This is a genomic window from Pseudomonas sp. EL_65y_Pfl1_R83 (assembly GCF_963970695.1).
In the GTDB taxonomy this organism is placed as follows: Bacteria; Pseudomonadota; Gammaproteobacteria; order Pseudomonadales; family Pseudomonadaceae; genus Aquipseudomonas; species Aquipseudomonas tritici.
The window spans coordinates 1-485 of record NZ_CAXAQI010000325.1; the positions used below are offsets into that span (position 1 = coordinate 1).

Here is a 485-nt window from a genome sequence, read left to right on the forward strand (position 1 = left end):
CCACCGCTACGTCCGCACAGGAGGCAAGTGATGAGCCGTTATTTTACCGAAGATCATGAATGGGTTGATGTCGATGGCGACATCGGCATCGTTGGCATTACCGAATATGCGCAGAGCCAGCTCGGCGACATCGTGTTCGTCGACGTGCCCGAAGAGGGCAAGGAACTGGCCAAGGGCGACGAAGCCGCGGTCGTCGAATCGGTCAAGGCTGCGTCGGACGTCTATTCGCCGGTGTCCGGCACGGTGATCGACGGCAACGCCGCGCTCGCCGACACGCCCGGCCTCGTCAATGAGGATCCCGAAGGCGATGGCTGGTTCTTCAAGCTGACGCTGAGCGACGCCGATGAGCTGAACGAGCTGATGGATGAAGTCGCCTATCAGGCGTTCGTCTCGAAGCTCTGATCTCCTTCTCCCCTCCCGCTGTGCGGGAGGGGCTGGGGGAGGGCGTTTTGCTCACCGCCAAGCTTTGTCATTCCCTCCCCCAA

At 61.2% G+C, this 485-nt stretch carries 1 protein-coding gene; it reads left to right on the forward strand.

The window, feature by feature from the left end; genetic code table 11:
• Positions 1-30 precede the first annotated feature (30 nt).
• Positions 31-402 carry a glycine cleavage system protein GcvH gene (gcvH, locus tag AACY08_RS29105; RefSeq protein ID WP_339472536.1) on the forward strand — a complete coding sequence of 124 codons (372 nt, stop codon included), beginning with the start codon at positions 31-33 and terminating at the stop codon, positions 400-402.
• The last annotated feature ends 83 nt before the right edge of the window (positions 403-485 follow it).